22 protein-coding genes are annotated in these 23,246 nt (G+C 39.2%); 8 read left to right on the top strand and 14 right to left on the bottom strand.

The window, feature by feature from the left end:
- Positions 1-9: 9 nt before the first annotated feature.
- From ACH30E_RS11720 to ACH30E_RS11710, 3 genes are all read left to right on the top strand, one after another.
- Positions 10-1,884 (top strand): ATP-binding protein, encoded by a 1,875-nt coding sequence (locus ACH30E_RS11720; RefSeq protein ID WP_490824967.1) that lies wholly within the window; start codon positions 10-12, stop codon positions 1,882-1,884.
- Between the two features lie 389 nt (positions 1,885-2,273).
- Complete coding sequence (locus ACH30E_RS11715; RefSeq protein ID WP_490824966.1) at positions 2,274-3,164, top strand: SH3 domain-containing protein; 891 nt, start codon at positions 2,274-2,276, stop codon at positions 3,162-3,164.
- Between the two features lie 9 nt (positions 3,165-3,173).
- Positions 3,174-5,732 carry a KAP family P-loop NTPase fold protein gene (locus ACH30E_RS11710; protein WP_490824965.1) on the top strand — a complete coding sequence of 853 codons (2,559 nt, stop codon included), beginning with the start codon at positions 3,174-3,176 and terminating at the stop codon, positions 5,730-5,732.
- 247 nt (positions 5,733-5,979) lie between these two features.
- On the opposite strand, the gene ACH30E_RS11705 is transcribed toward ACH30E_RS11710, so the two are convergent.
- The 3 genes from ACH30E_RS11705 to ACH30E_RS11695 form a co-directional block, all read right to left on the bottom strand.
- Positions 5,980-6,282, bottom strand: a complete 303-nt coding sequence (locus ACH30E_RS11705) for a hypothetical protein (RefSeq protein WP_490824964.1) — start codon at positions 6,280-6,282, stop codon at positions 5,980-5,982.
- Between the two features lie 216 nt (positions 6,283-6,498).
- Positions 6,499-7,704: an exo-beta-N-acetylmuramidase NamZ family protein gene (locus tag ACH30E_RS11700; RefSeq protein WP_490824963.1), complete on the bottom strand. Its 1,206-nt coding sequence runs from the start codon at positions 7,702-7,704 to the stop codon at positions 6,499-6,501.
- Positions 7,705-7,839: 135 nt separating this feature from the next.
- A complete protein-coding gene (locus tag ACH30E_RS11695) occupies positions 7,840-8,289 on the bottom strand; it encodes a helix-turn-helix domain-containing protein (RefSeq protein WP_490824962.1) in 450 nt (149 codons plus the stop codon).
- 92 nt (positions 8,290-8,381) lie between these two features.
- On the opposite strand from ACH30E_RS11695, the gene ACH30E_RS11690 reads away from it, so the two are divergent.
- Positions 8,382-9,212, top strand: a complete 831-nt coding sequence (locus ACH30E_RS11690; RefSeq protein WP_490839005.1) for a CPBP family intramembrane glutamic endopeptidase — start codon at positions 8,382-8,384, stop codon at positions 9,210-9,212.
- A 65-nt stretch (positions 9,213-9,277) separates the two neighbouring features.
- On the opposite strand, the gene ACH30E_RS11685 is transcribed toward ACH30E_RS11690, so the two are convergent.
- Genes ACH30E_RS11685 through ACH30E_RS11670 form a run of 4 tightly spaced genes read right to left on the bottom strand, consistent with a single transcriptional unit; the run spans position 9,278 to position 10,847 of the window.
- On the bottom strand, positions 9,278-9,673 hold the full coding sequence (locus ACH30E_RS11685) for a VOC family protein (RefSeq protein ID WP_490824960.1): 396 nt from the start codon (positions 9,671-9,673) through the stop codon (positions 9,278-9,280).
- Entirely contained in the window at positions 9,670-10,041 is a 372-nt protein-coding gene (locus ACH30E_RS11680; RefSeq protein ID WP_490824959.1) for an iron chaperone, read from the bottom strand. The genes ACH30E_RS11685 and ACH30E_RS11680 overlap by 4 nt, the downstream gene beginning before the upstream one ends.
- A complete protein-coding gene (locus ACH30E_RS11675; RefSeq protein ID WP_490824958.1) occupies positions 10,034-10,408 on the bottom strand; it encodes a DoxX family protein in 375 nt (124 codons plus the stop codon). The genes ACH30E_RS11680 and ACH30E_RS11675 overlap by 8 nt, the downstream gene beginning before the upstream one ends.
- 19 nt (positions 10,409-10,427) lie before the next feature.
- The gene (locus tag ACH30E_RS11670) at positions 10,428-10,847 is read right to left on the bottom strand and encodes an SRPBCC family protein (RefSeq protein WP_294990511.1); all 420 of its coding nucleotides are present in this window, start codon (positions 10,845-10,847) and stop codon (positions 10,428-10,430) included.
- A gap of 133 nt (positions 10,848-10,980) precedes the next feature.
- Here ACH30E_RS11670 and ACH30E_RS11665 point away from each other — a divergent pair, with 133 nt between their 5' ends.
- From ACH30E_RS11665 to ACH30E_RS11655, 3 genes are all read left to right on the top strand, one after another.
- Positions 10,981-11,958: a GlxA family transcriptional regulator gene (locus ACH30E_RS11665; protein WP_490824957.1), complete on the top strand. Its 978-nt coding sequence runs from the start codon at positions 10,981-10,983 to the stop codon at positions 11,956-11,958.
- A 77-nt stretch (positions 11,959-12,035) separates the two neighbouring features.
- A complete protein-coding gene (locus ACH30E_RS11660; RefSeq protein ID WP_490824956.1) occupies positions 12,036-12,947 on the top strand; it encodes an MBL fold metallo-hydrolase in 912 nt (303 codons plus the stop codon).
- Positions 12,948-13,014: 67 nt separating this feature from the next.
- The gene (locus tag ACH30E_RS11655) at positions 13,015-13,926 is read left to right on the top strand and encodes a TolB family protein (RefSeq protein WP_490824955.1); all 912 of its coding nucleotides are present in this window, start codon (positions 13,015-13,017) and stop codon (positions 13,924-13,926) included.
- A 394-nt stretch (positions 13,927-14,320) separates the two neighbouring features.
- On the opposite strand, the gene ACH30E_RS11650 is transcribed toward ACH30E_RS11655, so the two are convergent.
- The 5 genes from ACH30E_RS11650 to ACH30E_RS11630 form a co-directional block, all read right to left on the bottom strand.
- Positions 14,321-14,827, bottom strand: coding sequence for a GNAT family N-acetyltransferase (locus ACH30E_RS11650; RefSeq protein WP_294990523.1), 507 nt, complete (start codon positions 14,825-14,827; stop codon positions 14,321-14,323).
- A 128-nt stretch (positions 14,828-14,955) separates the two neighbouring features.
- On the bottom strand, positions 14,956-15,828 hold the full coding sequence (rfbD, locus tag ACH30E_RS11645; protein WP_490824954.1) for a dTDP-4-dehydrorhamnose reductase: 873 nt from the start codon (positions 15,826-15,828) through the stop codon (positions 14,956-14,958).
- Between the two features lie 2 nt (positions 15,829-15,830).
- The gene (locus ACH30E_RS11640) at positions 15,831-16,805 is read right to left on the bottom strand and encodes a UDP-glucuronic acid decarboxylase family protein (protein ID WP_490824953.1); all 975 of its coding nucleotides are present in this window, start codon (positions 16,803-16,805) and stop codon (positions 15,831-15,833) included.
- Positions 16,806-16,848: 43 nt separating this feature from the next.
- Positions 16,849-18,150: a UDP-glucose dehydrogenase family protein gene (locus ACH30E_RS11635; protein WP_490824952.1), complete on the bottom strand. Its 1,302-nt coding sequence runs from the start codon at positions 18,148-18,150 to the stop codon at positions 16,849-16,851.
- A gap of 3 nt (positions 18,151-18,153) precedes the next feature.
- Positions 18,154-19,284 carry a DegT/DnrJ/EryC1/StrS family aminotransferase gene (locus ACH30E_RS11630; protein ID WP_490824951.1) on the bottom strand — a complete coding sequence of 377 codons (1,131 nt, stop codon included), beginning with the start codon at positions 19,282-19,284 and terminating at the stop codon, positions 18,154-18,156.
- Between the two features lie 502 nt (positions 19,285-19,786).
- Here ACH30E_RS11630 and ACH30E_RS11625 point away from each other — a divergent pair.
- Positions 19,787-21,043, top strand: coding sequence for a 3-deoxy-D-manno-octulosonic acid transferase (locus ACH30E_RS11625; RefSeq protein WP_490824950.1), 1,257 nt, complete (start codon positions 19,787-19,789; stop codon positions 21,041-21,043).
- On the opposite strand, the gene ACH30E_RS11620 is transcribed toward ACH30E_RS11625, so the two are convergent.
- Both ACH30E_RS11620 and ACH30E_RS11615 read right to left on the bottom strand, forming a co-directional pair.
- The gene (locus ACH30E_RS11620; protein ID WP_490824949.1) at positions 21,016-21,729 is read right to left on the bottom strand and encodes a DUF8457 domain-containing protein; all 714 of its coding nucleotides are present in this window, start codon (positions 21,727-21,729) and stop codon (positions 21,016-21,018) included. The genes ACH30E_RS11625 and ACH30E_RS11620 overlap by 28 nt on opposite strands.
- A gap of 73 nt (positions 21,730-21,802) precedes the next feature.
- On the bottom strand, positions 21,803-23,245 hold the full coding sequence (locus tag ACH30E_RS11615) for a TolC family protein (RefSeq protein ID WP_490824948.1): 1,443 nt from the start codon (positions 23,243-23,245) through the stop codon (positions 21,803-21,805).
- Position 23,246 lies beyond the last annotated feature (1 nt).

Here is a 23,246-nt window from a genome sequence, read left to right as displayed (position 1 = left end):
AAAATCTAAATGAAAATACTTGCTCAAAACACAGAGGAATACATAGTAAATAACTCAATTTTCAGGATTGGTCAAGTGATCTCTGTAGAAGGACAGACCGTAAAAGTTAGGGTTGATAAAGGTAAAAACACTTCTTCGATTTTATACAAGGGCAGTATCATTCAGAATATAGCGGTGGGGGGATATATAAAAATTAAGAAAGGCTTTGCTGAAATGATTGGCAAGATCGAAGGGGAATATATAACAGAGGATAAGGATTACTTTAAATCTAAATACAAGAGTAACAAAGATAAGATTAATCGTGTTCTCATCATTAAAATATTAGGCTTCTTAGAAGATGGAAGATTTGAAAGAGGCATTCGTGAATTACCTTTAATTGATAACAAGTGTTTCTTGTTACAGAAAGATGAATTCGATGAAATTCACAATTTCGTAAAAGACAGTGACCGGCCTATTTATATTGGCAAACTCGAATATGACGATGGACAGAAAGTGGAATTCGGAATTAACAGTCTATTTGCTAGTCATATCGGCATTTTCGGGAATACTGGCAGCGGAAAATCTTACACACTTGCCAAACTATTTCGGGAACTATTCAAGAAATTCAAGAATGTCCCAACTTTTGTAGCGAACGCAAAGTTTTTCATTATTGATTTTAATGGTGAGTATTCTGCAGAAAAAACGATAGTACCGGGCAAGAAGGTATATAACCTTACTACCCGAAAAAAAATTGAGGAAATAAAAGAAGATGAAAAAATACCATTGTCCGAAAACGACCTTACGGACTTGGAATTAATTAGTATTCTGTCGGATGCTACCGAAAAAACACAGCGTCCATTTATATCAAGGGCGCTGAGTTTGTATCGAAGGGTAAACGCAGGAAATGACCCTATCGATCATTTCAGAAATATTTTAAAAGAGCGGATTAGGGCAACGCTCAAGATGTCTAATAAGGATAAAGCATTTACGCTTGTTGATTACCTAACAATAATTATCGCAGGGGAAAGTGTTGCGAGTTTGATAGATTCAATAGAGTGGAATAATAAGAATTCTCACTATATGCCAAGAGGGGGGGGGGCAAGAGAGCTAACAGATACAGAAATAGAACAAACAGATTTGTATAATTGGGTAGATGACTATGTATTCCCAGATGATATACTCTCAAAGGTCATCCACTTCTTATATATTCAATTAATATACGATGTCTATAACGATAAAGCACAGAATGAACACATTGCACCTGCAGTCAACAAATTAAAAAGTAAAAAAAACGACATCAAAAAGGTTTTGAATACTCAGGGGAATATGCCCATATTCCCTACTGGAGTGAATATTGTAGTTTTAAACCTGAACGAAACCAATTTAGAGGTAAAAAAGACTCTGCCATTATTATTTTGTAAGAAATTATATGGCGAACAGAAAATGACATTTGTTAATCAGCGCAATAAATCACTGCATTTGATAATTGATGAAGCACATAATATTTTGTCCAAAGAATCTTTCCGTGAAGAAGAAAGCTGGAAGGATTATAGATTAGAAACCTTTGAAGAAATTATTAAAGAAGGTCGGAAATTCGGAACATTCCTGACTATCGCTAGCCAGCGACCATCTGATATTTCACCAACAATTATATCACAACTGCATAACTATTTCCTTCACAGGTTGATTAATAATAATGATCTAATGGCAATTGAACGTACAATTGCTTACTTGGATAAGGTGTCTGCTGATTCCATACCGAACCTATCAACGGGTACTTGTATAGTAGCCGGTCTTTTAGCACAGATACCGATAGTGATCAGGGTTAACGAAATATCAGATGAGGCTAACCAGCCAGTCAGTCAGACGATTAATCTGTTAAAAAAGTGGCAAAATGAGGAATAAAAACTGAACTGTCTTTCCTTCTACGAAGGGCCTCATTTTTTTGAACGTTCCCCGCAAACGTCTCTCGCTAAGGACTTTGCGAGCGCTAACACACAAGAAAGTTTATGATTAATTTTATTGCCGATTATTCACCAAAGAATCAGTAAGTTTCAAAGCAATTGGCCCCCCTAGCGGTGTAACACTAAGAGTCCTCCACAGGAGTCCTTTAGACCTCGTGCCTCGGAGACTCTTCGACGAACGTCTCTGCTTTAAGTAAACCCTACGGAGAAAAAAGATGTATTGCAGATTGCATATATCATTATTTATTCCGATATTAGTTGTTCCTCTTGCTAATCCAATCGCTTTTGAAAAGCTAGTCACTCGGACGACCAATTATCTAAACAAAGTTTATGAATGAACATAATTTCATGCCAGAATGGTACAGTAACCTTCATAATATTCATAAATCCTTTGAGCCTGTAATTAAAGTAGCCGACAATTATAAATGGATACGCGAAATGACTGGGTGGAATGATTCTGTAATTGATTCCTTTCCGAAAGAAGCGTTCCTAAAAATGCCAGAATTGTCCAAAGAGATCAAAGGAATGTTCCTTTATAATCATTCTGTTCTGGATCACCTGCATTTCACAAAAAATCATTTTACGGATGAGTTGTTCAGCAAAACCTTTTTTAGTCTTGAAAACTCTCTTAGCGAGTCTTTAAAAGCCATCAGTAAAAAAGCTTTTTTCTTAACGGACATTGGCTTTCTTAAAGACTTTAATGAAACGAGCAAAAAGATCGCTGCAACCACCGCTGAAATCCCTGAAAAAGATGCCGTCACAAAAGAAGACCTGCAACAGATCCAAGAAAAGGTTAAGCAACTTGGTCAGTCACTGATGGAAAAACTTAATGAAGGTTTTGACGGCAGACGTGCACAGATAAACTGGCATCTAACCATTATTAGCTTTCTCATTGGTCTGTATTCTCTTGTACTGCCTTATATCGAAGCAGCCAAAAAGCAAGGCACCCCGGGTACCGCTCAACAGGTGGAATCAATACGATCCGATGTAAAAAAGCTGATCGATTCGGCTTTAAACAATCATGTAACAACTGCATTTGCGAGGATTGCGGCAAACCTACGCTTAAAGCCATCAACCAGAAGCTTAACCATTGCAAGGGTGATGGCAGGCGAAAAAGTGCATGTACTGTTGATTCATCACAAATGGGCGCAAATCACCATGATTGATAAAGATGGCTTACCTGTGACAGGCTGGATTTTAAAGAAATACTTATTGGCTTAACAAAAATATATGACTAAGAAACCCATTATTAAAAGGGAAAACGATATCGACAGATATAAAAAAAGTATTACCGCAACCCAGTTTTGGAAAACCTGTTTCTGGTTTGCTTTAACATATGTTTTTCTGATGCTTTTCAAAAGCTCAATTGACAGCTTTTGGGTTGATGGCATCGCAGAAAAATTCCCTCAAACGATCATCATAGACCTTTTAATTATAGCTGCCCTTATATGGGCATTTCTCAAAATCCTAAAATCATTTGTATCAGGCTTGTATCCTACAATAGATTCTGTCATACTTCTTTTGTTTATTACTGGATTTTATTTAATCGTCCGACTTAACAAGTCGTATACCTATTACACTTTTCAGCTTCCTTTTATCCAATGGATCAGATATGCGGACATATTTTGCCTGTCCATCTGCTTACAGGCATTACATTTTCGCTCATTTAAAAAACCATTGAACCAATCCACTCCCTATTCACTTATTTCCGATCAGGCAGATCCCGAAAACATCGATGACCTGATACACAGTAAAGGATTTGTGAACAAGATCACAGGAGTGATTAATGAAAGTAGCAGCAATAAATCCATTGCAATTGGGGTATTCGCATCCTGGGGATCGGGTAAAACAGATTTTCTACTTCGAGTGCAGAGCGAACTAAAAGATAATGCAGACAATATTGTTCTTGAGTTCAATCCCTGGAAAGCTTCAGGGACAGAAAGCATCAACGAAGATTTTTTCAAGGTATTGTCAGACGGATTAAAGCCCTTTGACCGATCAATTGTTCCTCAAATAAAGTCCTATTCCAAGAAAATTTTTGCAGCCGGTAAAGAGGTTCAATACCGGGTGCTTGATGCAGTTATGGGCGAAATCATTAAGGATAAATCGCTTGAACAGCAATATGATACGATCAATGATGCCATCAGGCATACCGGCAGAAGAGTGATCATCTTCATAGATGATCTTGATCGGATGTCTGGCAAAGAAGTGATGGACGTGCTGCGCCTAATCCGTAATTCAGCAAGTTTTGACAATACGTTTTTTATTGTTGCACTTGACCACGATTATATCGTAAGTGTACTTTCTAAAACCAACTTGCTCTCAAAAGAGGAGCAATATTTAAAGAAAATATTTCAATTAATCATCACACTTCCAAGAATCAAAAAAGAAAATTTCAGAAAGGAAATTCATAGCCAGTTAATTAGCCAAAACACTTCTGAAGAGGATAAGGCGAAAATTGAAAGAGCTATTTCAATTTTGCGATACGGACCTATGCACTGGGTTGCTGGAGCGTCAGTCAAAGAGGAGTACCATCTCGAAGAAATGCTGGACAATTTCAGGGATGTAAAACGATTCTGTAATTCTTTTAAAATTAGCTTCGATCTTCTCAAAGATGAAGTGGATACCCTGGATCTATTTATGCTGGAATTGATCAAAACAAAATCGTATACGGTTTATGAAGGAATCGCATCAAAAGACCTTATTCAGTTTCAACCCAATTTAGAACCTCCCCAGTACACGCTCGACCCTGAAGCATGGAAATTCCTCGCGGAAAAACTCAATCTTGACAAACCTGTAGCCAATAGCTTAAAATCCACAATAGACTATCTCTTCGATACGCACGGTCTTAAAAGTTCCAGAGCTATTGGATACCCACACAATTACTACCTATATTTCTGCTACCAGTTATTTAACCTTATTTCATTAAAGGAGTTCAATGAAACAATTAATCTTGGGTGGAAAGAAATGCGGAGCAAAATGGATAAATGGTCGAGTGAACAAAAAGTAAATGACCTAAACCGTATTCTTGACAACTACCGTGATTTTAAAGATGTCAAACAGTATGAGAAATTTGCGAAGGCTTATATGTACAATATAAAATCAAGCGGCAATTTCCTTGCTTATGCAAGGCAAATACTTGTGCAACCTAACCGGACCACCCAGCAGTTTTTCAAAACCGACCCTGAATACAAAACATTTATTATAAATATTTTGGAAGACGAAGATTTACCATTGTATGACCGTGCAGTAGTTGCAAACGATTTTTTAAAACAGATTATACAAGGGCAGCATAATATCCTGTTTACAAAAGACGAATTGCAGGAAAGAATTTATAATCTGTTTGACAGGTATTTGAAAACTAAAGAAACGTATGATAATGAAGTGCATTCTTTTTATCTGCTGAATGATGATTCAACAAACAGGACAAATAGAGTAGAACTATTACCTAAGGCTGGTGAGCGATTAGCCCAATTTCTTGAGCAACCCGATCATTTTGACCAGTACATGAGACTATTAATACGCTCTGTATCGCTCCCGAATGAAGAAAACGAATTTGTAATTGAACCGTTCACCTTACAAATTTTTAAGGATTGGACAGTGTTCAAGCAGTTACTCGAAAAGTATGAGCCAACCGATGAAACAATAAGTACGATTAAGCATCTTGTCCTTGAAAAGTTTGATACCATTACGGGAAAGTGGAAATTTCGGGTAACTGATTCTATGAAAGATTTCCTGATCAACTATCTTATCAAAAACGGACAATATCCCAGCCAGATGAATTTCTAAATCCACTTCCTTCTCCGAAGGGTCTACTTTCTTGAACGTTCCTCGCATCGCCTCCCTCTATCACCACAGATGAAAGTCTGGGGAAGTTGCGACCACTCACGCATAAGAAAATTAATCATTAACGATCAATCCCTATTTTTCTCTAACGAATTAGCAAACTCAAAACTAAAAGCGCCCCTTGTCTGTAAAAAGATGGCCATTTGGAAAATTCCAAATGGCTATGTTTTTATTATTGAGAGCCCGTTACTTATTTCTTTTCCCCAATCACCCTCAACATCTCCCTCAACGCTACTTCTATCTGTGTATCCTTACCATTGATCAGCGCATCGTAAGGCAGTGTGGCACGGATATCGGATTCCAACTGAAAATTTTCTAAGGGTCGTTTCTCTGTAACGTCAATATTCGCAATCATGGGTATGCCAAAAACCATGGAGGGGTCTATCTGGGTTTCCCTCCAAACAAATGTGCTGCGGGCAAAGCTGTAATAGCCTGCACGCATGAGCTGAAAAATGATCCATAAACTATAAACACCCATCCCCTGGATTTGCATGGTAAAATATTAAACGGCTTTCTAAGCATTAAGTAGTGTTCAGATTAATACAAATAACACTAATGCAAACTATTACACAGTTATATTATTTATAATAAATATCTATCAAGCCCCTATCTCCATCCATCCTTTAAAGGGTGGGGATTGATGGGGGCTTGATGGGGATGGGATGGGGATATAATGGGGATGTATTTATAATGAGAATTAAGTGAGATGCTACGGATACAACAAATACTTCTTCCTCATCTCCTTATAAGCACTCAACCCAGGCTCCCAGCTTTTGCGGATTTCTTCTTCTGATACACCATTAATAATCTGCTGTCTGAACTCTCCCACTCCTATCTGTATTTCAATAGAGTTCATCTGGTCACTTAGTCGTTCAAAAAACTTCTCTTTGAATGGATGGGCTTTATAGAGTTCCATGATCCAACTGATATTAATCTTTTTGCTTTTCCTGAGTTTTTCTACATCGTAATTACGCAGATCAAGCCCAAAACATTCCTGATCCATAAACAAAGGCCTTTCCGCCATGCCTTTTATACTGGTGGGTGTATAGGAAAAAGAATAGATCCCTTTTAATTCTGGACTACCCAGGACTGTAAATGGATACATCGTACCACGACCATGATTCAGGTAAACACCTTCAAACATACAGGTTGAAGGATATAACATAATAGCCTGCTGTGTATTCAGATTAGGAGATGGCTTAACCGGAAGTGTATAAGGCATTTCATGATCATAATTGGCTACAGGTATAATTTGAAGTTTACATTTTGCTTTATCCTTCAACCACCCCTCCCCATTTGCCATCTGGGCAAACTCGCCGACGGTAAGTCCATGCGACATAGGTATAGGAAACATGCCAATACCCGATCTGTATTTCATATCCAGTACCGGACCATCAACAAGGTATGCATTCGGATTCGGGCGATCGAGAATCAGCAGTTCTTTATCATTCTCCACACAGGCGTCCATTAAACGAACCAGTGCATTGATATTGGTATAAAACCGCACACCAACATCCTGTATATCATAAATCATCAGATCAACATCAGCAAGGTCTTCTTTACTGGGTTTATTTTTTTTACCATAAAGTGAAATAATTGGAATACCTGTTTTTGCGTCCTTTTCATCTGACACTTCTACCCCCGCACTCGCATTACCACGAAACCCGTGTTCCGGACCAAATACTTTTACAATATTTACTCCCAGCTTCTGAAGACTGTCTACTAAATGTGTTTTACCAATGATCGTGGTAGGATTTGCCAACATGGCTACACGTTTACCTTTTAACAAAGGCAGGTACTTTTTCGTCTGCTCAGCGCCTGTGAGAATAGGCTTGGCTTTTTTTCCACCCGCAGCAAATGATTGCAGACAACCGATCATGAATAAGCAAACCAGTGGTAATATCCATTTCTTCATACTTGGGCAATTGAAGGATAAATATAAGTACAATTATAAAGTGGCTGGCATAATTCAAGACCGGGTAACCGGAGAAGCCTTCCCGGTTTTATCAACTGGATTTTTAACAACATCATGTCCAATATTGACCGTTGCTTAGCGCCACACAAAATATAATACCGCAGTATACACCAAGAGTGCACACATTAAGAGCACCAACAGTTCAAACCCCGTTTCAGGAAAAGTAACCGATTGAAAAATATAAGCAGTAATCAGTAACATAATAAGCAGTGCAGCACTAATGGAGAATATGATCTTTTGTGCCCTTGTAAGTCTTTTTACCGGAATGCGATTCACTAATGGAGCATAGTCTGGCGTATTTGTAACAGCCTCTGCCATTACCTCCCGGAATGCTTCATCAAGCTGTAGTTGTTTGCCCACCACTTCCAATGTATACGCTCTTGAAGTAACTTCAGCTTTCTCAACGCGTTGAACAGAACGGAGACTAAGACCGGTTAAATCAGCCAATTGTTGTTGGGTAAGGTTTCTTTCGACACGTCTTTCTTTCACCAATTTTGCGATTGCGACGGCTTGTTTATCCTGCATTGATATGACTTTTTATGTCTTTTTACCGCCATTTCATTATGACGGCCGTGTGAGAACTACGAAGATAATTACTTTGTAAGAAATCGTAACCCATGCAAAAAAACGCGCATCAACCGGAGTTTTCTGAAGGCCGGAGTAAAACAGGGGCATTGATTAAAAGCCTTGCTTTCCTGGTCATTTTTATATTATTACTCATGCTTGTTGGCATGGTTGGTTCGATGTTGTCTATAAAGAATTCGGGGCTTTATTACGGTTTCTTGGGAACAGTTGTTTCCTTCATCGCGACCTTCCTCTTTGTACGATTTGAAAAGCGATCGCTTGCAACTATTGGACTGCAATGGCAAAAAAATACAGCGACCCGGTTTATCTATGGTTTACTGATTGGAACAGGCTTATTCCTGTTTGTAGTGGCTGTCATTTGTTTTACGGCCGGATATCAGCTTACCTCAGTTAAAGCTGTTGATTACACTGCTATACTATTTAATCTAATCCCTGTTTTTTTCCTTGCCTTGATGGAGGAAATCGGCTTTAGAACATACCCGCTACACAAATTAGAAAAAGCCTATGGCATCATCATCACCCAACTCCTTCTCGCATTATTGTTTGCCCTCTATCATATACTGAACGGATGGGGAATAGCGATTTCGTTCATGGGCCCTTTTATCTGGTCTTTTGTCTTTGTATTGTCTGCTTCCTGGTCTGGCGGAATTGCTATGTCTACAGGAATTCACTTCTCGTTGAATGTGATGCAAAATCTGGCCGGACTTAAAAGCGGGAACGTGGCGCTGTTCAATATGGTGGAAAAAACAGGAACAACACAAACCCTCCTCTCCCATCAATCAGCCGGTTTGCTTGCACATTTTCTTGTACTATTTGGAGCCAGTTGGATTACGCTATGGTACAGCCGAAAAAAGAGCAAATGAAAAAATGAAATAAGCACCTGCGGCTAACTTTTCAAAAAACAGCACACAGATTTCCATTCTACATGCTAAATACTAAACATCCATCGTACATCAAACCTGTCTACAATTTCAACAAGTGGTTCAGTGCTGTTGGTTAAATTTATGCTATGGTTATAACCGTAAAGCTGCTCTATATAACGCGTTCTTTCCTCACAGCTATTACAGGCTATTAATACAGCCATATAATTACCTACTCTTCTTCCTTCATTATATACCAGATCGGACCCCTGTATAACCAGTTTAGGAGAATGCAATACTGCTCTGATTACAGGTTGTACGGAGTACCCCTCTATATTTTGGGTATATGCATCAATCACTAATTCTCCCCCGAAACAGGTATGATAAAGCATAAACGCTTGCCTGCAGTCGCCACTGAATGTGAGAAAAATACCACTTCCTTTATATGCAGTTGAAATACTCATTTAGCCCCTTTTAACTCATTCTCTTTTTTCCGAAACAATATCATGCGCTTTATCATTTTTTCAGGAAGGGGTTGATCATTGGGAAATTGAATCGCAGCTTTACTTACTTTATAATTTTTTAGGTCTTCTTTAAAAGTATCCAGAAAAGCCTGACTAAACGGATTGGATAAAGTAATGTGGTTGGCAAATGCTGCATAGTATATCAGGTAGCCCTTGTATTTAAAACAAGGAATCTGATAACTGATACACTCTTCTGCTTCCGGTACGGTTTTATTAATGATGTCGCGTATTCGCTGCATTCTTTTCAGACTCTCTCCACTGAATGCAGCATGATACTGATCAATAGTTAAATAATTGGTTTTAGCCATGTTGTTTTGTTTGTGGTTTAAAATAATAGGAGACAAATAGAATTGCTCCAACAACAACTGGCATCAGAATATATGCGATGTTGCCATCTACTACTATATGACTTATTACTGCAAAAAGAAGATTGAAGGTCAGTCCTGCATAAGCCCATTCCCGCAATTTATCGGGTAGCGATGTAAAGGAAATCGCTATCACACCAAGCACCTTACAAAAGATAAGTGCGTAAGCGAAATAGTCTGGATAGCCGAGTGGTTTTGTGCCAAGGGTAACATAATCAGGCATAAACAATACGGTTGACAAAGGCATCACGCCCTCCCAGAGAACAATGATAATAGTAGCGATCCAAAAGATTATTTTATTCCGTTTCATGGTAAAATATTTAAGGTGATTATTTATTGGTAACGTATTGAACAAAATTGTTGAGAATTGCCTGCCAACCCTGTTGTTGAAACTCCGCGGGATTTTCGGTTTCAGCATCGAATGTGGTAGTAATAATTACATGGTTACCCTGCTCTTCAAAAAGAGTGGTTACCTTTCTTCCATCAGCCATGGTATAACTGATTTCTTTGTTTGGATTCACATTATCATATACGCCACCAAAATCGAATCCGAAACTACCATCGCGTGCCTCCATCCTGTGCTTGAAAGAACCTCCTGTGCGGAGATCATTCTCACTGCTGGGGCAATGCCAGTCAGGGTGAGCAGTATTCCACAATTTAATATCCGCCGGATTATTCCAGGCATCCCATACTTTTTGAACAGGTACGGCAACCTCTGCCGAAACGGTAATTTTTGTGTTTGTATTCATTTCTGTAAGTTTAGGTTTGACATCTAACACAAAGATGTACCATGTATCAGATAGTTCTGGTACACGAAAACGACAAGTTTAAGGGTGGATTATGACAACCATTATTTTATAACCGGATTTAATACCTCATTATATGCGTGTTTCCGTTTTTGTACCTGAATATGGAGTCATTGAAGCCATAACACCTCCATTCAGGTCTTTTAATACAGCCAATGAATTCCTCACCGCATTTGGCAAACAACCTGTTTTTGAAGTGGAATATGTTGGACTGAATAAGCATGTTCCTGCCAACAATGGAGAGTATACAATACAAACAGACAGATTACTAAAAGATGTTGAAAAAACAGACCTCCTGATCATACCTCCCACTTATGGAGATACCAGCAGGGGTATTGAAGCCAATGCAGAAGCCATCCCCTATTTCAAGGCATTGTATCAGAAAGGAAGCAGTTTGGCCAGTCTTTGTATCGGCGCTTTTCTGCTTGCGGAAACAGGGTTATTGAACGGCAAAAAATGTTCTACACATTGGGCCTATATCAACGAGTTCAGAGAAAAATATCCCGAAGTATCCGTGGAAGATGGGGCGATCATTACAGAGTATGAAAATATATACAGCAGTGGCGGCGCCAGCAGTTTATGGAATCTGGTTTTGTACCTTATTGAGAAGTACGCTGATAAAGAAACTGCGGTAATGATTTCCAAATATTTTGCATTGGATATCGGACGTAACAGTCAGTCGCAGTTTGCCATTTTCAGGGGACAACGCAATCATACAGATACAGAGATTCAGCAGGTGCAGGACTTTATCGAAAAAAATTATGAAGAGAAAATTACCATTGAACAGCTTGCCGAAATAATCAATACCGGAAGAAGAACATTTGAAAGAAGGTTCAAACAAGCCACTAATAACTCCCCTATCGAATACCTGCAACGGGTAAGAATAGAAGCTGCCAAAAAACATTTTGAAAGCACCAGAAAAAATGTAAACCAGGTTATGTTTGATGTTGGCTACACAGATACAAAGGCTTTTAGAGACATCTTTAAAAAAATAACAGGATTAACACCTATTGAATACAGGAACCGGTTTGTAAAAGCTGCTACTGAGGTTTAAATAGTTAGGGTAAAATTGGTTGTACATCATAAGATGATAAAAAATACGATTCTGTTACAATTTTCTACCTTACATAAATGAAATGGTTACTAACACTCTCATTTTTACTGATGGGAAGTTTGCATGCCCAAACTTCACTTGTTGTATTGGGTACCGTTCAGGATGCTGGTTCTCCACAAATCGGTTGTACCAAAGATTGTTGTAAAGATTTGTTCTACAAACCAGACAAGACACGAAAAGTAGTTTCCTTGGGTGTCTTCGATAAGCAATTAAAAAGAAGTTATTTATTTGAAGCCACACCTGATATTAGTGCTCAACTACGCTTACTTAAGAATTACGCAGCCAAGGATTCCGATCTTCCAGATGGCATTTTCCTTACTCATGCACATATAGGTCATTATACGGGTTTAATGTACCTGGGCAAAGAAGCCTCAAATGCACAAAACGTTCCGGTTTATTGTATGCCAAGGATGAAACAATATTTAACCGATAATGGCCCATGGAGTCAACTGGTTACCCAAAAGAATATTTCAGTTAAAACACTTACCAATAAAACCGCAGTAAAACTACAGCCTTCTTTAGAAGTCATCCCCCTGCTTGTACCACACAGGGATGAATATTCAGAAACAGTTGGTTACCAGATTAAAGGACCAAACAAAACGGCTTTATTTATCCCTGACATTGACAAGTGGGAAAAATGGCACCATAATATTGATTCATTGATAAGAACCGTAGATTATGCTTTTATTGATGCCACTTTTTTTGATGCATCGGAAATTAATAACAGAGATATCAAAGAAATTCCCCATCCCTTTGTTATAGAAAGCATGCAACGTTTTTTAGGATTATCTGCCAGCGACAAAAAGAAAATTTATTTTATTCATTTTAACCATACTAATCCTTTGTTAATCAAAAAGAGTGCCCCATACAGTAAAATAATTGCGGCTGGTTTCCGGATTGCCCTTTTTGGTGATGTCTTTACACTATAATCCTGTAAGAAAAATATAATACAGGTTGAAATATGTGTAACTTAACTGGTTGTTAAACCAATATCAAATGAGTAGTTTATTAAAAACCAGGCACTTATTTGCAAGCTTGCTTTTCATCCTTTTTTCTTTTACAAATAAACCGGTCAAGGTTACGGGTACATTATTATTTACAAGTACCCGCGATGGCAACTGGGAAGTGTATACCATGGATGCAGATGGTAAGAACCAGCAGAACCTGAGTAATCATCCCGGTGCCGACTACGGTCTGGGCTGGTCGCCGGATGGAAGCTATATTCTTTTTTATAGTAACAGGGATGGTAATGAAGATATCTGGAAGATGGATGCTGATGGGAAGAATCCTGTTAACCTTACCAAACATCCTGCGGCAGAGCGGGCCGCTGCCTGGTCGCCGGATGGAAAAGAAATTGCTTTTATTACTGACCGTGATGGTGAAGAAAGGGAACTTTATCTGATGAATGCCGATGGCAGCAACCAGCGTAGAGTTACATATCAAAAATCATATATCGAATGCCCGGTTTGGTTGAAAGATGGTTCGGGAATCATATTCACTATGATGGTAAACGATAAAACTGATTCTGGGATGGTAAGTAATGGCGATATTCACCTGATCAGTAAAGATGGAAAAAAACTAACCAGGCTCACCACTAAAAAAGGCTTTGATTCCGGTGCTTGCTTTTCTCCTGATTTCAAAAAGATTGCTTTTTACGGTTCTACAGAAAATAAATGGTATGATATTTTTCTGGCGAATGCAGATGGCAGCAAAACAATCAATCTCACCAATGATGTTATTGAAGATTATTCTCCTTCCTGGTCACCAGATGGCGAGTGGATTGCTTTTACTTCCGGAGCCAAGGGCAAATATGATATATGGCTGATGAATATTAACAGTAAAGAAAAAATACAATTAACCACTGCACCTAAAAGAAATGAAACGCCATACTGGAAACCTGTAAAATAATATTCATTCCGGACAATGATCAAAAAGCAGTGCTTTCAATATAGAAATTAAACCATTGCTGTCCGGGGAAAACAGCTTCTAGTCATTACTGTCCGGGGAAATTTAACCGCGAGATGTAGGTGTTGCATATGATGGAACACCGATCTTCATGATTTTCAGGATTTATCATGATAGATCTTGAAAATCATGAAGATCCGTGTTCTATTAATAGCAGATAGTGCATTTACGGCAACTAAATATTTCTTTAAGCAGCTGACTTTAAATTTTCTCCCACCTTTAATTCCATTAGAAGCAGAAAGTCTAAAATAAGCACCCATCAAGGCTTGTAGCTTGCGGCTTGAAGCTTGAAGCCAATTTTCCCCGAACAACAATGGCTAGAAGCTTGCAGCTTAATTTAAACTTCCAATTCAAACAAACTCACTTTATCGAGTTTATAATGGTCGGGTAATTTACTGGTATCTTTTAAGGTAACGAGTCCTAGAAATTTAAACCCACTATCCTGGTAATGCTGTATTAATCGCTGGTTTTCTCCTACTGTATCTAAGCGTACGAATTTTTTACCTTTTGTTTTCGCATAAGTCTTTGCCCAGGCTACTATTTCTTTTACAAGATGTCTGCCCCTGAATGCGGGCACTGTTGTAATGCGATGAATATAAATTGAAGGATCCGCATCTTTTTCTTCCCATATTTCCGGATCATTAAACGTAATAGCCCAGATACAGGCAAGCTCACCATCAATCATCATTTTCCATTGACGTCCTTCTTCAATTTCCCGGATAACCATATTTCGGTTGAATTCAGGAAAATGAACCCAGAATCGCTCTTTCATATAGTTTGCGGCCATTCTGTATAAGTCGAAAATCACATCAATATCCTCGATTGTACTGTTTTGTATTTCCATAAGACAAAAATACAATTCCCATTATAGCCGGATTATCAGGATTTGACAAGCGGCATATTGCATTGTGAAATGAGTAAGCCACAGATGCACAGATAAATCTGTGCATCTGTGGCTTACTATAAAAATTATCAGGCTTTCATTTTTCCCACACATTCGTGCAAAGCTGTTCTCCAGCTCCGCAATGCAACGCCATACAAGTCTTGAATTTTAGCTGTATCCATTACCGAATAGGCTGGCCTTTTGGCTGGTGTTGGATATTCGGAACTAGCTATCGGATTAATGGCACAGGAAAGATCTGCCTCATCGCGAATGGCTTTTGCAAAATCGCACCAGTTGGTAACTCCTGTATTGCTAAAATTAAATAATCCAAAATGTCTGTTACCGTTTTTTACATCATTTACGATCTGCAATATAGCTTTTGCAAGGTCAAATGCATAAGTTGGTGAACCTATCTGATCAGCTACCACATTTAAGCTATCCCTTTCCTTCATTAAACGAAGCATTGTCTTCACAAAATTATTTCCATGGGTACTATATACCCAGGATGTTCGAATAACAATGGTAGATGCATTATTCATTAAAGCCAATTGCTCTCCCACCTGTTTACTATAACCATAATAATTAACAGGATCAGTAGCTTCATCTGGCTTATAGGGCTTTGTACCTTTTCCATTGAAAACATAGTCAGTAGAAATGGTGATCAATACTGCACCTATCTTATTACATGCTTCAGCAATAATGCCCGGAGCCAATGCATTTACCTGATAAGCTAAATCCTGTTCTGTCTCAGCCTTATCTACTGCTGTATATGCACCACAATTGATAAAATAATCTGGCTGGTACTTTTGTACTGCTTCTTTAATTGAAGATGGATTGGATAGGTCGAGTTCGGTTTTGTCTGGAAAAATAAAATCATACTGACTATACTCATCAGCCAGTTGCATTATCTCCCATCCAAGCTGTCCATTTTTTCCCGTAACAAGTATTTGTGGTTTCGGCATGCTTAGTTGAACTCTTTAGGTTGTTTCGACCATTCTTCTTTCGGCAATGCTTTGAAATAAGCATAGGTTTTTGCCAATCCCTCTGCTCTGTTAATCTTAGGTTCCCAACCCAGAATTTCTTTTGCCTTGGTTATATCTGGCCTGCGCTGTTTCGGATCATCAACCGGCAAAGGTTTATGAATAATCTTTACGGTTGAACCCGTTAACTTAAGCACTTCTTCCGCAAAATCGAGTAGGGATATTTCATTGGGGTTGCCAATATTAACCGGGAGACTATAATCACTCATCAACAATCGGTAAATACCTTCAACCAGATCATCTACATAACAAAAAGAGCGGGTTTGACTACCATCGCCGAATACAGTAAGATCCTCTCCCCTTAATGCCTGCCCAATAAAGGCTGGCAGTGCCCTGCCATCATTTAAACGCATACGGGGACCATAAGTATTAAATATCCGTACAATCCTTGTTTCCACCCCATGATAGGTATGATAGGCCATGGTAATAGATTCCATGAATCGCTTGGCTTCATCATATACGCCTCTTGGACCAACAGGATTTACATTACCCCAGTATTCTTCCGTTTGTGGATGCACCAGCGGGTCTCCATATACTTCACTGGTAGAGGCTACCAGTATTCTTGCTTTTTTATCTTTTGCGAGACCCAGACAATTATGTGTTCCCAAAGCGCCGACTTTCAATGTCTGAATAGGAATTTTCAGGTAGTCGATCGGACTTGCCGGCGAAGCGAAATGCAGGATATAATCCAGTTGCCCGGGCACATGAATAAATTTTGTTACATCATGGTGAAAGAATTCAAAATCCGGCAAACTAAACAGGTGCTCAATATTGCGCATATCACCTGTAATCAGGTTATCCATACCAATAACATGATACCCTTCCTTCACAAAACGGTCGCATAAATGCGATCCTAAAAAACCTGCGGCCCCGGTTATCAGTATTCTTTTCTTTGACATAATTTTTGCTTTTTGAAATGCATAAAAGAAGAACAATCAAACTTTAACTTCTTCCAATGCTTTCATAATAATAACCCATATCCTTCATTTGCTTTACATCAAATAAATTTCTTCCGTCGAATATGGTTTTGGTTTTTAAGCGGCTCTCAATAGCTTCAAAGTCTGGCGTTCTGAATTCACTCCATTCTGTTGCAATAATCAATGCATCTGCACTGTCCAATGCCTCGTACTGGCTTTCCGCATACCCTATTTTATCGCCCAATACCTGTTTAACATTGTTCATCGCTTCTGGGTCGAAGGATACCACTTTTGCGCCCTCATCCAACAATAATTCAATCATATCAATAGCTGGAGCTTCTCTTATATCATCTGTATTCGGCTTGAAAGCCAGTCCCCAAACAGCAAATTGTTTCCCTTTCAGATTACCATTATAGTAACGCTTAATTTTTTCTACAAGGTGGAGTTTTTGTTTTGCATTTACCAGCTCAACTGATTTCAAAATTTTAAAATCATATCCGACTTCTTCCGCAGAACGTACCAATGCCTGTACATCTTTGGGAAAACAACTACCACCATATCCTATACCAGGGAACAAAAAGCGTTTACCAATCCTGTCATCACTTCCTATACCACGACGAACCATATCTACATCAGCTCCCATACGTTCACAGAGCTGAGCGATTTCATTCATGAAAGATATTTTAGTGGCCAGGAATGAATTGGCTGCATATTTGGTTAATTCTGCAGAGCGTTCATCCATAAAAATGATCGGATTACCCTGACGTACAAATGGAGCAAACAAATCCCCCATAATCTTTCTTGCTCTTTCAGAATCTGTACCAACCACTACCCTGTCTGGTTTCATGAAATCATCCACAGCAACACCTTCGCGTAAAAATTCCGGGTTACTCACCACATCAAATGCTCCGTTATAATTTGCCGCAATGGCCTGCTTAACCTTATCGGCAGTTCCCACAGGCACAGTACTTTTATCTACGATAACTTTATATCCATTTAATATTTTCCCAAGCTGATCAGCCACACCCAATACATATTTCAAATCAGCGGCACCATCTGCACCTGGAGGTGTTGGCAATGCGAGGAAAATGATTTCTGCATCACTAACCCCTGCAGCCAGATCGGTGGTAAATTTCAGGCGACCTTCTTTTAGGTTGCGTAAAAATATCTTTTCAAGCCCGGGTTCGTAAATAGTGATTTCACCATTTGACAACCTGCTTACTTTCGATTCATCAATATCTACACAAACCACTTTATTTCCTGTTTCAGCAAAACAAGTGCCTGTTACCAAACCAACATATCCCGTTCCAACAACTGTAATCTTCATACCTTATCTGTTTACAAAATTTAAAACCGTTTCCGTAATATATGTCAATTGTTCCGTATCCATTTCGGTGTGAACCGGCAATGAAATAACCCTTTCGGTTAACCAGTCTGTTGTTGTTAACTGGTAGTCAGGCAACCCGAATGATTTGAACATATCCTGTTTATGTCCGGGTACAGGATAATAAATCATAGATGGAATTTTATGTTCTGCAAGATGCGCAACCAATCCATCCCTGTCTACATTATTTAATACCAGGGTATATTGATGGTAAACATGTTTGCTGTAATCTGCAACATGCGGTGTAATAATATGCTCATTACCCTTAAATGCTTTATTGTAGAAAGCAGCTACGGATTGTCTTGCAGCATTATATTCATCCAGTTTTTTAAGTTTGATATTCAATATAGCTGCCTGTATACTATCGAGTCTTGAATTACACCCTACAACTTCATGGTAATACCTTTTCTGTTGGCCATGATTAGCCACCATTTTTAATTGTTGAGCCAGCGCATCATCATTGGTAAAAATAGCTCCCCCATCACCATAAGCACCAAGGTTTTTACTAGGGTAAAAAGATGTGGCACCAATTGTGCCGATAGTGCCTGTTTTTTTGGTGGTTCCGTCACTGAAGGTAAAATCGCATCCGATTGCCTGGGCATTATCTTCTATAACATAGAGATTATGCTCTTTAGCAATCTGCATAATCTCTTCCATTGGTGCGGCATGTCCATATAAGTGAACAGGTACAATGGCTTTTGTTTTTGGTGTAATGGCTTTGCGGAGTGAATCGGGATCCATACAAAACGTTTTGGGATCCACCTCCACAAATACAGGGGTAAGCCTGAGTAATGCCACTACTTCGGTAGTAGCGATATAAGTAAATGAAGGGGTAATTACTTCATCTCCCGGCTGAAGTCCCAGAGCCATCATAGCAATCTGAAGTGCATCAGTACCATTGGCACATGGAATGGTATGTTTAACTCCCAGGTAGTTGTTTAGTCCCTGTGCGAAATCCTGCACCGCTTTTCCATTGATATATGCAGCACCATCCAACACTTCCTGGATAGCTGCGTCTACTTCCGTTTTTATCTGCTCGTACTGCCTTTTTGTATCCACCATCTGAATGGGTCTCATACGCTATTCACTTTAGGAGGCGAAATTACTGCAAAAAAGTTCAGTTTAAGCCCCGGTATAGAATCATGACTGACCTGGGAAATTAGGCTTCAAGCTGCAGGCTGCAAGCTACAAGCCTTGAAGGGTGCTTATTTACGGCTTTCTGCTTTTAATGGGATTAAAGAGGGAGAGAATATTTAAAGTCAATTGATTAAAGAAATATTTGGTTGCGGTATATGTACTATCGGTTATTAATAGAACACAGATTTTCATGATTTTAAAGATATATCATGATAAATCATGAAAATCATGAAGATCTGTGTTCCATCATACGCTACACTTATGCTTGTGAATGGTTGAATTCATAGCAAAAAAAGCCAGTGGCTAACAGCTAATGGCTAATAGCTATTCTCCCCGGACAGCAATTGCTACAAGTTTAGACCGGTGGGTATTGTAGGTTATCCGCTATTAATGGAATAAACAAGAAGTTTATGTTGTTATTTTGTACCAATAAAAACTGCCTTTGCGTTTACTCTATCGCATATTTGTTTGGTTTTACCCTAAAGCCGCATGGTTATTATCTTTTTATAACCCTAAGGCAAAACTTTGGATAAAAGGTCGTAAAAACCAGTTCCGCAACCTGTCTACCATTTTTCATACCAATCAGCGACCGGTTATCTGGATGCATTGTGCCTCACTGGGAGAGTTTGAACAAGGGAAGCCTGTATTGGAGTCTTTAAAACAAGCATATCCGGAACATTTTATCCTGGTGAGTTTTTTCTCCCCTTCGGGATATGAAATCAGGAAAAACGACCCCGTTGCAGACCATGTTTGTTACCTGCCCATGGATAGACCCTATAATGCTGTCCGTTTTCTGAATATTGTGCAACCTTCACTTGTTTTGTTTGTGAAATATGAATTCTGGTTTTATTACCTGGATGAGATTAAACAACGGAACATCCCTCTATTACTGGTTTCGGGGATATTCCGACCAGACCAGCCCTTTTTTAAATGGTATGGTGGTTTTCATAAAAAAATGCTCCAGAAATTCACCCACTTGTTTTTACAAAACCAATCGGCATTTGAACTAGTCAAACAGTTGAATATTACCGATGCTTTTTCTGTGGCAGGAGACACCCGTTTTGACAGGGTTTTACAAATTGCTGGAAGGTTTGCCCCGATATCAGCCATCGATTCTTTTTGTGGCGACCACCCGGTAATTGTTGCCGGAAGTACCTGGACAGATGACGATGAAAGCCTGGATCATTTTGCCAATACCTATGCAGATATTCGTTTCATTATAGCACCACACGATATCGACGAAGACAGGTTAAAAGAATGTGAGCAGCTTTACACAAATAGTATTCGTTATTCAGTATACGCTGCAAATAATGCAGCAGGTCAAAATAAAAATGTACTGATTATGGATAATATGGGCATGTTGAGTAAACTATACCATTATGCTACCATCGCTTATATAGGAGGCGGGTTTGGTGACGATGGTATTCACAATGCATTAGAGGCTGCGGTATTCAGTAAACCCATCGTATTCGGGCCTGTTTATGATAAATACCAGGAAGCCATCGACCTGGTAGAAACAGGTGCTGCATTTAGTATCAATGATGCATTAGAATTGGAAGCGCAACTAAAGCTCATGCTATCCAACCAACATTTATTGAAAGAAGCAGGTGATAGAGCCGGAAATTATGTACAAACACAGGCAGGGGCAACGGCCGCTATCGTTGATTATATTCAGGCGAAACGTCTTCTTACCAACTGATCAAAAAGTCTTGCAGCTTCACAACCTTCGTTCCACCCAAGCTTTACTTTTAATTCCCTTTCGATCCAATATTGGGCTTCGGGGTAAATAGAAAAGGCATTGATGGTTTTGAGGCTTCTTTCATACATGCTTTCATCACCTCGAAACAGTTCATTTACAAAAAGGTAACGGTCGTTGATACCTACTGCTTTCTTAAGGTCGCGAACGGGTGCGCTTTGTAAAACTGTGGCTACTTCTATTTTATTTTCTTTCAATCTTTCGTTCAGCTCTGGTTGTTCCTGTTGCGCAATGAGTACTTCATTCAATTCAAACACTTCTTTCTCCATTTGGGTATCCTGGTGCACCATAGTGGGTATTTCCACAGACATATTCATCATCCAGGGAATAGTCTCTTCCGTTTCTTCTTCTTTATTTTCTTTAGCCGGCTCTTCAATTAACGGTTCGGGCTCTGGTGTTACCATAGCTGCGACTGGAGTTTCCACTGGTGCAACAGGTTGACTAATACCAGACATATAAGCAGAGGGCATTACTACAGAGACTTTACCGCTTACAGACACGGGTTGCTGCTGCAAAACCGTTTGTAATTCTGCCAGTAATAAACGGGTATTTACCAACAGTTTTGCCGGATCTGCATCTTGTTCAAACTGCTCTTTCAGTTTATGGATTAAAGTTCCTACTCTTTCCATGGCATGAGTTTTTGGGGGGAGAAACACAAGTTACTAACGATTTTTAGAAGGTTTTAGTATTTCTCCCCCTCATTTATTGCCACCCGCCACCGAGCGACCTGTATAAATCAATTTGAGATTGTAGCAGGGTTTTATAGGTCAACACCGATTGAAGCTGTGATTCCAATAACCCCTGCTGTGCCGTAATTACTTCCAGGTAAGATGCATATCCGGTTACATAAAGCTCACGAGCCGTTACTACTGCGGATTCCAGCGTTTGGGCCTGTTTCTTTTTATAATCATAAACCTCTTCATTATTCACCACTGCTCCCATACTTGTTTCTACTTCCTGAAAAGCCCTTAACATAGTTTGCTGGTATTCATACCAGGCTTCACGCTGTTTGGCTTCCGATTCTTTTAACATTCCTTTTAATCTGCCCCTATTCCATACTGGGCCGGTAATACTGCCAATCAGCCCATATGCAACCGAGCCAGGTGTTATTAAATGTGCAGCACTAAAAGAATTGAAACCCAGATAGGGCGATATATTGAATGATGGTAAAAAGGATTTTTGTGAGGCACTTAACCCTGCCCCTGCTGCCAATAGTTTGAATTCGGCCGCACGTAAATCAGGACGATTCATCAATAAATCTGAAGGAACCCCCATTTTAACCCTCATACTCAATTTCAGGTCAAACACTGATTTTTGTCTTTTGATTGGTTGAGGAATCCTTCCAAGTAAGAAATTGAGTTCATTCTCTGTTTTTACAATACTTTGTCTGATTAATGCAGTGTAACTTTTGGTATTGTATAACTGGGCCTCAAATTGCTGAACCGCCAGTTCATTCGCTCTTCCTCCCGCTTTTTGAATTTTAACCACACTAAGTGCATCTTCCTGCAAGTGGATGTTTTTTTGCAAAATATCCATTTCACTATCCAGGGCTGTCAATTCGTAATACATACTTGCTACCTGTGCCACCAGTTGGGTTACCAACCACTGCCTTTCCTTATCTGTTGCCATCAGATTAGAAAAAGCTTCTTTTTTTCTGTCGTTCAACTTTCCCCAAACATCCAACTCCCAATTACTCCTCAGGCCCAATAATAAATCAGGAGTTACTACAGGTATACGTTGGTCTTTAGTGATATTGGGCGACAGATTGGTATCAAAATTACCTACCCCATCGATAGTGTATTTGCCGTATTTATTGAACCCTAATGAAGCCACAGCTTCAAGCGATGGCAATTTTGCATTGGCTGCTATATTCATTTGAGCCCGGGCCATTTGAATACGCTGTATTGCCTTTTGCAGATCGAAATTATTGTTCACTGCAATTTCTATGAGATGCAATAAAACAGTATCATGGAAAAAGTTTTTCCATTGCATATCTAACAGTCTCGATGTATCCTTGCTGCCTTGATAGGTATGGGGCAATGTTAGTTCTTTAAAATTTTGTGTGGTTTTTGGTACCGCACATCCAATCATCCCCAGAAAAATAATCCCAATAAAATGATGCTTATATCGATGAATTTGTTTCATG

Source organism: Sediminibacterium sp. FW305-C-61 (genome assembly GCF_058231065.1).
This window is presented reverse-complemented; position numbering and strand designations above follow the sequence as displayed.